The sequence below is a fragment of the uncultured Helicobacter sp. genome (assembly GCF_937906905.1).
In the GTDB taxonomy this organism is placed as follows: Bacteria; Campylobacterota; Campylobacteria; order Campylobacterales; family Helicobacteraceae; genus Helicobacter_B.
The window spans coordinates 29462-39258 of sequence record NZ_CALERY010000019.1 but is presented as its reverse complement, the minus strand read 5'-3'; the positions used below and the strand labels follow the sequence as shown (position 1 = coordinate 39258).

20 protein-coding genes are annotated in these 9797 nt (G+C 41.4%); all 20 read right to left on the bottom strand.

Translation table 11 applies throughout. From position 1 onward, the window contains the following. From map to rplD, 20 genes are read right to left on the bottom strand one after another with little or no spacing between them, the layout of a single operon-like run. Complete coding sequence (map, locus tag Q0171_RS04345; protein ID WP_299327149.1) at positions 1-759, bottom strand: type I methionyl aminopeptidase; 759 nt, start codon at positions 757-759, stop codon at positions 1-3. Between the two features lie 29 nt (positions 760-788). Next, a complete protein-coding gene (secY, locus tag Q0171_RS04340) occupies positions 789-2048 on the bottom strand; it encodes a preprotein translocase subunit SecY (protein WP_299327147.1) in 1260 nt (419 codons plus the stop codon). Between the two features lie 9 nt (positions 2049-2057). Further along, on the bottom strand, positions 2058-2507 hold the full coding sequence (gene rplO, locus Q0171_RS04335; RefSeq protein WP_299327145.1) for a 50S ribosomal protein L15: 450 nt from the start codon (positions 2505-2507) through the stop codon (positions 2058-2060). Positions 2508-2521: 14 nt separating this feature from the next. Next, on the bottom strand, positions 2522-2962 hold the full coding sequence (rpsE, locus tag Q0171_RS04330; RefSeq protein WP_299327143.1) for a 30S ribosomal protein S5: 441 nt from the start codon (positions 2960-2962) through the stop codon (positions 2522-2524). A 21-nt stretch (positions 2963-2983) separates the two neighbouring features. Continuing rightward, positions 2984-3340 (bottom strand): 50S ribosomal protein L18, encoded by a 357-nt coding sequence (gene rplR, locus Q0171_RS04325; protein ID WP_299327141.1) that lies wholly within the window; start codon positions 3338-3340, stop codon positions 2984-2986. A gap of 13 nt (positions 3341-3353) precedes the next feature. Beyond that, positions 3354-3890 (bottom strand): 50S ribosomal protein L6, encoded by a 537-nt coding sequence (gene rplF / locus Q0171_RS04320; protein ID WP_299327139.1) that lies wholly within the window; start codon positions 3888-3890, stop codon positions 3354-3356. A 12-nt stretch (positions 3891-3902) separates the two neighbouring features. Beyond that, the gene (rpsH, locus tag Q0171_RS04315) at positions 3903-4298 is read right to left on the bottom strand and encodes a 30S ribosomal protein S8 (protein ID WP_299327137.1); all 396 of its coding nucleotides are present in this window, start codon (positions 4296-4298) and stop codon (positions 3903-3905) included. Positions 4299-4313: 15 nt separating this feature from the next. Beyond that, positions 4314-4499, bottom strand: coding sequence for a type Z 30S ribosomal protein S14 (locus Q0171_RS04310; RefSeq protein ID WP_299327135.1), 186 nt, complete (start codon positions 4497-4499; stop codon positions 4314-4316). Position 4500: 1 nt separating this feature from the next. Then, a complete protein-coding gene (rplE, locus tag Q0171_RS04305; protein ID WP_299327133.1) occupies positions 4501-5046 on the bottom strand; it encodes a 50S ribosomal protein L5 in 546 nt (181 codons plus the stop codon). Positions 5047-5051: 5 nt separating this feature from the next. Then, positions 5052-5279 carry a 50S ribosomal protein L24 gene (gene rplX / locus Q0171_RS04300; protein WP_299327131.1) on the bottom strand — a complete coding sequence of 76 codons (228 nt, stop codon included), beginning with the start codon at positions 5277-5279 and terminating at the stop codon, positions 5052-5054. A 2-nt stretch (positions 5280-5281) separates the two neighbouring features. Further along, positions 5282-5650 carry a 50S ribosomal protein L14 gene (rplN, locus tag Q0171_RS04295; protein ID WP_299327129.1) on the bottom strand — a complete coding sequence of 123 codons (369 nt, stop codon included), beginning with the start codon at positions 5648-5650 and terminating at the stop codon, positions 5282-5284. 1 nt (position 5651) lies between these two features. After that, complete coding sequence (rpsQ, locus tag Q0171_RS04290) at positions 5652-5912, bottom strand: 30S ribosomal protein S17 (RefSeq protein WP_299327127.1); 261 nt, start codon at positions 5910-5912, stop codon at positions 5652-5654. After that, positions 5909-6103 carry a 50S ribosomal protein L29 gene (gene rpmC, locus Q0171_RS04285; RefSeq protein ID WP_299327125.1) on the bottom strand — a complete coding sequence of 65 codons (195 nt, stop codon included), beginning with the start codon at positions 6101-6103 and terminating at the stop codon, positions 5909-5911. The genes rpsQ and rpmC overlap by 4 nt, the downstream gene beginning before the upstream one ends. After that, entirely contained in the window at positions 6090-6515 is a 426-nt protein-coding gene (gene rplP, locus Q0171_RS04280) for a 50S ribosomal protein L16 (RefSeq protein WP_299327123.1), read from the bottom strand. Before rplP ends, rpmC begins: the two co-directional genes overlap by 14 nt. A 2-nt stretch (positions 6516-6517) precedes the next feature. Further along, entirely contained in the window at positions 6518-7225 is a 708-nt protein-coding gene (gene rpsC / locus Q0171_RS04275) for a 30S ribosomal protein S3 (protein WP_299327121.1), read from the bottom strand. A gap of 5 nt (positions 7226-7230) precedes the next feature. Next, positions 7231-7722 carry a 50S ribosomal protein L22 gene (rplV, locus tag Q0171_RS04270; RefSeq protein ID WP_299327119.1) on the bottom strand — a complete coding sequence of 164 codons (492 nt, stop codon included), beginning with the start codon at positions 7720-7722 and terminating at the stop codon, positions 7231-7233. Positions 7723-7731: 9 nt separating this feature from the next. After that, positions 7732-8013, bottom strand: coding sequence for a 30S ribosomal protein S19 (gene rpsS, locus Q0171_RS04265; RefSeq protein ID WP_299327117.1), 282 nt, complete (start codon positions 8011-8013; stop codon positions 7732-7734). Between the two features lie 9 nt (positions 8014-8022). After that, positions 8023-8850, bottom strand: coding sequence for a 50S ribosomal protein L2 (gene rplB, locus Q0171_RS04260; protein ID WP_299327115.1), 828 nt, complete (start codon positions 8848-8850; stop codon positions 8023-8025). A gap of 11 nt (positions 8851-8861) precedes the next feature. Beyond that, positions 8862-9167: a 50S ribosomal protein L23 gene (locus Q0171_RS04255; protein ID WP_299327113.1), complete on the bottom strand. Its 306-nt coding sequence runs from the start codon at positions 9165-9167 to the stop codon at positions 8862-8864. Beyond that, entirely contained in the window at positions 9168-9797 is a 630-nt protein-coding gene (rplD, locus tag Q0171_RS04250) for a 50S ribosomal protein L4 (RefSeq protein ID WP_299327111.1), read from the bottom strand.

Here is a 9797-nt window from a genome sequence, read left to right as displayed (position 1 = left end):
TTATGCGTGGGTTAAAATCCTTGCTTTACCATTCACAATTGCAACTGTATGCTCATAATGACTGCCATTTCGCCCGTCCTGCGAGGTAACAGACCAGCCATCTTCAAGCACAACTGGCTTCCCAGCAGCACAACAAATCATAGGCTCTATACAAAATACCATACCCTCCCTCATTTTTGGACCTTGCTTAGGGTTTGGGCATTCTAGGTAATTCAAAATCTGGGGTTCTTCATGCGGGCTTCTACCAATACCATGACCACAAAAATCTTCAAGTGGGACAAAGCCTCTTTGCCTTATTCTCTGCTCCAGAAAATGACTTAACTCCTTGAAATGCAATCCAGCTCGACAAAAATCAACCGCCTCATACAACACATCTTTTGCACAAGCGATAAGCTTTTCATCATGCGAGTCTATCTCGCCAATCCCAATAGTTATGGCACCATCACCAAACCAACCATCACACTCCACACCCAAATCAATCCCTAAAATATCACCATTTTGAAGCTTTGTCTCTGTAGGGATTCCATGAATTATCACAGAATTCAGCGATAAACAAGTGGTATTTGGAAACCCATAGAGTCCCTTAAACGCAGGCTTGGCGTTTTGCGAGAGAATATAATCCTCAGCGATTTTATCAAGCTCAATAAGACTCACACCCTGGACTGCATGCTTTTGCACAAGCTTCAGAGCCTGCGCAACAATCGTTGCAGATTTTTCAATCAGTGCTATCTCTTTTTTGCTGCGAATCGCTATCGCCATACTCAACGCCCTCTCACAGACATAGACAACTAGAATCCAACAGCACTAAGCGTTTTATATTTATTCATATAAATTTGCGCCTCAATCTTACGCATTGTATCAATGGCAACCTGCACGACAATCAAAACAGCCGTCCCGCCAAAATAGAAAGGCACACCAAGAAGTTTCACTAGAATCCACGGCAATGTCGAGATAATAGCCAAATACAGCGACCCCCAAAGTGTAAGATTATTTGCAACAAAATTAAGGAACGATGATGTCCCCTCGCCCGGACGCATACCTGGAATATAACCACCTTGCCTCTTAAGATTGTCTGCAATATCCTTGGCATTAAACACAATAGATGAGTAAAAATATGCGAAAAACACTACAAGAATAAACATCAAAACATGGTGCAGATACTGACTAGGGCTTAGTAAATCAGCAATGAACTGCAGATACTTGTTGCTAGAAGCCTGCAAGATTGTTGCTGGAAATACAAGCAGAGCTGAAGCAAAAATCGGCGGAATCACTCCGCTGAGATTAAGCTTTATTGGAATATAGTTCATGATTCTCTTGTTTTGATTCTGCATGACAACCTTACGAGCATAGGAAATAGGTATTCTTCTCTCTGCCAGCTCAATATACACAATACAGCAAATCGTCGCAATAATAATCACCCCAATGACAATAAGGCTTAAAATACTTATTTCGCCAGTATTAACAAGCTTAAATGTCGACCCAATCGCACTTGGAATCCCAGAGACAATCCCGGCAAAAATAATAAGACTTATGCCATTACCAACGCCCCGTTGAGTGATTTGCTCGCCTATCCACACTAGCAACATCGTCCCAGTAAGCATAGCGAATACAGAAATAAGTAAAAACTCTTTCATATCAATAAGGATTGCCCCATTCGCACCGCCACCAATACTACGCAAACCAAAAGAAACACTAATAGCCTGAATAATCGTAATGACAATCGTAGCATAGCGGATAATCTGCATATATCGCTGCATACCATCGCGCTCTTTTTTCATCTTGGCAAGCGGGGCAAAAGTGGCTGCCAAAAGCTCCATAATGATAGAAGCTGTAATATAAGGCATAATCCCAAGCGTAATAATACTAATACGCTCCACCGCTCCACCGCTAAACATATTAAACAATCCAAGCGCATTACTACTGCTCGCACGGAAAAAATCCTTAATCACAAGTGCATCGACACCAGGGATAGGAATATACGCCAAAACGCGATAGGCAAATAAAAATACTAGGGTAATAAGTATTTTATTGATGATAGTTTTATTCATACCAGACTCTTATTGCTGTTGCCCACTTATAGCGATTCTAGAATCCTTGATTTTCCCTGCAAGACCAGAGGTTGCGGAGCCAATAAGTTTTACCAATACTTTTGGTTTTATATCAGCACTTTGGCTATTTTTAGTGCTAGTAACAAAACCTGGCAATTTATGCACGCCTGCAATACTTTCAATAGTTAGCTCGCTAAGCCCTGCAACTGCTTTGATTCTATCGATATTGATCACATAAGGCTTTTGGATTCTGCTCGTAAAGCCAACTTTTGGCAAACGCCTTTGGAGTGGCTGCTGACCACCCTCAAACCCTCTCTTTGCCGTATAACCGGTGCGGGCAGTCTGTCCTTTACCTCCACGGGTAGAAGTTTTTCCCATACCGCTTCCTTGTCCTCGCCCCACTCTTTTTATATTCTTCACACTACCTTTTGCAGGCTTAATAGTATGTAGAGAAGCCATCGATTTCTCCTTGATTATGCTTTGATTTGAGCCAGAGCATCAAAAGTCGCCCTAACCACATTGTATGGATTGCTCGAGCCAAGAGATTTAGTAAGAATATCTTTAATACCTGCAAGCTCGATGACCGGTCTTGCCGAGCCACCAGCAATAACACCTGTTCCCTCACTCGCTGGCTTAAGCAAAATCCGACTCGCATTATACTTATATTCAATATCATGCGCGATAGTCGTGCCTTTAATATTAACCTTGATAACATTTTTAAATGCATCATCAATTGCCTTTTTGATCGCATCTGGAACTTCCTTGGCTTTACCCAAACCAAAACCAACCATGCCATTACGATTACCAACAACAACAAGCGCATTAAATCGAAATCTACGCCCACCTTTGACAACCTTTGTCACACGACCAATATTCACGACAACTTCACTAAACTCTTCTCTATCAATTTTCATATTTTCCCCTTTGTAGATTGCCTATAATGTTATACCATTTTCTCGAAGAGAATCTGCAAATGCCTTGACGACTCCATGGAATAGATATCCATTACGATCAAATATGGCTGAAGAAATCCCCTTATCTTTCAAGGTTTTGGCAAATACGACTGCAATTTGCTCTGCTTGATCTTTATTGTTTCCAAGCTTAAGTTTCATGCCATCTACAGTCGCAAGTGTTACACCATTCACATCATCAATGGCTTGCGCATATAGATACTTATTAGATCGAAAAATACTGATTCTAGGGCGAGTAGTTGTGCCTTTAAGCTTGTCGCGAATACGCATCTTCCTCTTGATTCGCAAATTTTTCTTTAATTCTAAAATCTTATTTGTCATTACCAGCTCCTAGCTATTTTTTCGCTGTTTTCCCAGCTTTGCGGATAATTGTCTCTTCAAGATATTTAATACCCTTACCCTTGTATGGCTCAGGTGGTCTAAACTCCCGAATCTCAGCAGCAATTTGCCCGATCTGTTGCTTATCAGCACCTTTTATCGTCAGCTGATTTTTCTCAAGCGACATTTCCACACCATCGGGAATAGGATACTTAATGGGATGGGAAAATCCAAGCGCAAGCTCCAGGTTTTTACCAGCTATCGCGGCTTTGTAACCAACACCATTTATCTCAAGAATCTTAGTAAAACCTTGAGTTAGTCCTACAATGATATTGTTTGCCAAAGCCCTATAAGTGCCCCAAAAAGCTCTAGACTGCGACACAGAATCTAAAGCAGAGAAAATAAGCTCCTTGTCTTGAAGCTCAACCTTAACACGCCCGTGAGTTTCAAGCTCTTTTGTTAATTTTGCATTTTTGAAAACAATTTTCGTCCCGTCCAAATTCACTTGCACAGAATCTGGAATACTGATAGGTCTTTTACCAACTCTTGACATGCTAGCTCCTAATTACCAAATACTACACAAAGCTTCGCCACCGACATTTGCTTTGTATGCCTCATCGTTAGATATCACACCTCTGCTTGTGCTGACTACAATAGTGCCATACCCATTTTTAAATCGCTTAAGTTCGCTTCGAGCCTTATATACCCTTCTTCCTGGTTTGCTTATACGCTTGACCTCATTGATCATAGACTTACCCCGCTCATCATATGCAAGCTGAACAAGAATAGACTGCTTTCCATCTTTATCATTGACATTGTAGCCCTTAATAAACCCTTGCTCTTTAAAGACATCTAAAATTGAAACAACAATCTTTGCATAATACAACGTCGTAGATTCCAGCCTTCTCATAGAGGCATTACGAAGTCGTGTCAAAGAATCCGCAATAATATCATTTACCATGATCCTACTCCTTTTCTACCAGCTAGCTTTTCTTAAACCAGGGATCAAGCCCTCATTGCCCATCTTACGCAGACAAACTCTACAAAGCCCAAAGTCCCTATACACAGAATGTGGCCTACCACAAACTCTGCATCTAGTATATGCACGCGAACTGAATCTTGCTTTTCTATTGGTTTTCGCTATCATTGATTTTTTCGCCATACTATCTCCCTTTCGCAAACGGCATACCAAAGAATTCCAAAAGTTTAAACGCCTCTTTATCGTCTTGTGTTGAAGTAACAATCGTAATATTCATACCATGTGTTACCATGATATCATCATACACAACCTCTGGGAACATAAGTTGCTCATTTAAGCCAAAGCTATAATTCCCACGCCCATCAAATCCATTCCGGGGGACACCACGAAAATCCTTAACCCTGGGCAAAGAAATCACAATAAGTTTTTCTAAAAAGTTATACATCTGCTTACCACGCAATGTTACTTTCACACCCACTGGCATACCCTCACGCATTTTAAATCCAGCTACAGATTTTTTGGCTTTTGTAATAACCGCCTTCTGTCCAGCAATAAGAGAGATCGTATCCGCTATATTTTGCATAATCTTGGAATCTTTAGCATAATCCCCGGCACCAACACTTATCACTATTTTTTCCAGTTTTGGGACAAGCATTGGATTCTGGATACTGAGCGTTTCCTTTAGCTGCGCTTTGATTTCATCGTTATATTTTTGTCTCAGTGCAAACATAGCCCTTATTCTCCATCTTTTTTGACATTCGAAATATGTATAAGCCCTTCTTTGCTCACAAAGCCACCTTTAGGGTTGTTATCGCTTGGCTTTACTGACTTTTTAACAAGAGAGCAACCTTCTACAATGACAGAAGCCTTCTTTGGCAAAACTGCCAAAACTTTTCCCACTTTTCCCTTATCGTCTCCAGCAATAACTCTCACAGTATCGCCTTTCTTGATTTTATACTTCACCACTATAACACCTCCGGCGCCAATGATACTATCTTCATAAAATTAGCATATCGAACTTCCCTGCTAACAGGACCAAAGATTCTAGTCCCGATAGGCTCCCGCTTTGCATCCAAAATAACAGCCGCATTGTCATCAAATCGCACTAACGATCCGTTTGCTCTGTGGATCTCCTTTTTTGTTCTAACCACAACCGCTTTTACAACTTGGGCTTTCTTAACCTTCCCATTAGGAATAGCCTTTTTGACAGAGGCGACAATCACATCACCAACGCTTGCATAACGCTTGTGGCTCCCCCCAAGCACTTTTATACACATAATCTCCTTCGCACCGCTATTGTCGGCTACATTCAATCGTGTAAAACTTTGAATCATACTAGACTCCTACTGACACAATATCTTTTAGGTTAAAAGATTTAGTTTTTGAAATAGGCTTACATTCGATGGCTACGACTTCATCGCCTACTTTTGCCTGATTTTTTTCATCATGAATAGTGTATTTCTTAAATCGCTTAACAATTTTGCGGTATTTAGGGTGCACCACTTTACGCTCCACCAAAACCACCGCACTTTTGTCCCCAGCGATCGAAACAATCTTGCCCTGTATTATTCTTTTATGTGGCTGTGCTTGATTCATTTGCTTTCCTTTTTAGCAGATATTGCCGTATTGATTCTGGCAATATCTTTTCTCACTATCCCAATTTGATTAGGGTTAGTCAAATGCATTGTTTTAAGCTTCAATCGCAACTCAAAAAGCTCGGACTTCTTGTCTTTCAACATCTTGTGGAGCTCCACCAAGTCTTTATCTTTCAAATCAATAAATTTCATTTTCACTCTCGCTAGTTATGATTTTTGTTTTAAAAGGAAGCTTACTTTGTGCCAAAGCTAATGCCTCTCGAGCCATTCCCTCTTCAACACCTATGATCTCATAGATGATTCTACCAGGCTGAATGTTCATAACCCATTTTTCAACAGCGCCCTTTCCTTTACCCATTCTCACTTCAAGTGGCTTGGCAGTAAGAGGCTTATCAGGAAAAACACGTATCCATACTTTCCCTGTTCTTTTAATATGTCTTGTAAGCGCTATTCTCGCTGCCTCTATCTGACGAGAATCTATTCTGCCAAGCTCAAGTGCCTTAATACCAATATTGCCATAAGCCAAAGAAGATCCGCGCATAGATTTACCGCGATTTCTTCCTTTCATTTGCTTTCTATATTTTGTCCTCTTGGGCATTAACATGATTATTGTCTCCCTCTCTTAGATTTCAATCGAGATTCCCTCGCATCCTCTGCATCCTCTCGCTTATCTGGCTGAATGCCTTTCTGCAAAATCTCACCCTTAAAAATCCACACTTTAATCCCTATGATTCCATAGGTTGTAAAAGCCTCGGCAAAACCATAGTCAATTTTAGCACGCAGCGTATGGAGAGGCACCCTACCTTCCATATACCACTCTGTTCGAGCCATTTCAGCTCCTGCTAAACGCCCAGAAACCTTAATTTTTACGCCCCGAGCACCAGACTTCATTGCTGCCTGCATAACCTTTTTCATAGCACGCCTAAATGCAACACGCTTTTCAAGCTGCATAGCCACATTTTCTGCCGCAAGCTGCGCATTAGCCTGTGGTCTTTTGACCTCCTTGATGTTAATTGACACATCTTTTTTGATAAGTTGCTTTAACGCCTCGCGCTTAAGCTCAATATCTGCACCTTTCTTGCCTATGATGAGCCCTGGGCGTGCTGCTACCACAGTTATACGGATCTTGCTTGCTGCTCGCTCGATAACAATCTCACTAATGCCCGCATAATATAACTCCTTTTTCAAGAACTTTCTAATAGTATGATCCTCGACAATATTAGCAGGAGCCACCTTGGTATTAGGAAACCAACGAGAAGTCCAATTTCTATTGATACCTAATCTCAGTCCGATTGGATTAACTTTTTGTCCCATGGCTTTTATTCCTTAGTTTCTGATTTAACGCTTGGTTTCTTAGCTGGTGCTTTTGGGGTAACTCTTTTCTTAGAAGTTACACCTTCTTTTTCCTTAGTAGCAGGTTTAGCTGATTTGCCTTGCTCCTTAGCAAGAACTCCTCGAGACTTTGAGTTCTTAACCTTTAACGAATCGACTTCAGCCTGTGTTAGAACCTCCACAAGCACATGGGAAGTGGGTTTTCGTATAGGTGTCGCACGCCCTCTTGCTCTTGGCATAAATCTTCTTAGCACAGGACCAGCATCCACACGGCAAGAATGCACAATCACATTTTTTGCCTCATAAGAGCCATTCGCGACAGCAGAAGCGATGACCTTATAGATAACTTTGGCAGCCTTATTTGGAGTAAATTCCAAACTTGCAAGTGCAAGCTCAGCATTCATTCCTTGCACTTCACGAGCCACCAAACGCGCTTTCGTTGGAGATAGTCTAATAAAACGCAACAATGCTCTACTCATCTTTCACCCCTACTTCCCTATCTTTTTCTGGACACTGCCTTTGTGCCCCTTGAAAGTTCGCGTAGGAGCAAACTCACCTAGCTTATAGCCCACATGATTCTCGGTAACATATACAGGAACAAACGCACGCCCATTATGAACATTGAATGTCAAGCCTATCATGTCTGGCAGGATAGTGCTTCTTCTAGACCAAGTTTTTATAGGCTTATTGTCTTTTGCTTCTTTAGATTTAGCTACTTTTTTCGCTAAATGACCATCAATAAAAGGACCCTTTCTAATTGATCTTGCCATATCTATTCCTTACTTCTTCTTTCTTGAGATAATTAGCTTATCACTTGCTTTTTTGCGACGAGTTTTATACCCCTTAGCAGGCGTTCCCCAAGGTGAAACCGGATGACCGCTCGAACCAGTTTTTCCCTCACCACCACCATGTGGGTGATCCACAGGGTTCATTGCGCTACCTCTTGTTTGTGGGCGAATACCCAAATGCCTATTGCGTCCAGCTTTACCAATTGAAATATTAATAAAGTCTTCATTCCCTACAACACCTATTGTCGCCATACACTCATCTAAGATATAACGCATTTCTCCACTTGGTAAGCGCAAGATGATGTATTTGTTCTCACGCCCCATAATTTGCGCACTAGACCCAGCACTTCGAGCGAGCTGACCGCCAGCGCCTGGATGCATTTCTATATTATGCACGATTGTGCCAATTGGAATATTTTTAAGCTTCATTGCATATCCAGTTTTGATATCAAGACCAGATTCTGCTGCAATGACTACATCACCAACTTGCAAGCCGCTGGGCTGCAAAATATAACGCTTATCTCCATCGGGATAGGTGATTAGTGCTATACGACAATTTCGATATGGATCGTATTCAATAGCCACAACACGCCCTTGGATATTAAATTTATTACGCTTAAAATCAATAACACGATACAAACGCTTAGCCCCACCCTCTTTGTGGCGGCTGGTTATTCGACCATTGTTATTTCTACCTGCAGATACAGGGAGTTTAATCAAAAGCTTTCTAACACTTGGCTTTGCCGTAATATCACTTGAGCTGAGATTGCTCATAAACCTACGACTTGGGGTATATGGTTTATATGTCTTAATTGCCATACTCTACTCCTCTATGCTGTGAGCGAATCAATCTTCGCACCCTCTGGAATCTTCACATAAAATTTCTTGTAAGAGCTTCGCTGCCCATAAAATTTTTGAGTTCCATTGCTGCCTCTCTTTATCGAGCGTTTAACCTTACCATCTTGGCGCAAGGAATTAATTTTCACTGGAACCACACCAAAATATTCTCTAAAGACCTCTTTGAGTTGATTTTTTGTAACGCGTGTCGATGTTTGCACAACCAAAACCCCGCTCTCTTGAAGCGATAATGACTTCTCTGTGTAGAGAATGGATTTAATATCTGTTATATCAGCCATTTATTTCCCCTTATTTCCAGAATCTAAAAATGCTTCCAAGACGGGCTTTTCTATCACAACAGCATGAAAGGCAGCCACAAGATAAGCATTCATCTCACTTGCTTCGATAAAGTAGCAATTCTGCAAATTACGATATGCCAGAAATGTCTTCTCATCCTGGATTGATTGAGCGACAAGCAGCACGCTCCTTTCACCAATGCCCTTAAGCACTACATTTGCATCTTTTGTCTTTCCACTAGCAATACTTAGAGAATCTACAACATATAGTTTGCCGGTGTCTGCCTTCTGCTTCATTGCATACTCAAGCGCAAGGCGTTTTTGCTTTTTGTTGATCTTTAGCTCGTAGTTTCTATCGTTGCTAGGACCATGAGCTACACCACCACCAACAAATACTGGAGATGTAATACTTCCTGCACGAGCACGACCTCCACCCTTTTGCGCCCATGGCTTTTTGCCGCCACCGCTCACTTCGCCGCGCTTTTTTGCTTTCGCATTGTTTGCGCGCAAAGAAGCCAGATACGACTTAACATATAGATAGAGATTATGCTCTTTAATCCCCTTGTAGCTCTCAGGCAAAGCAATTTCACTTGCCTTTTTAAACGATTTATCCAATACTATCGCACTGCTCAT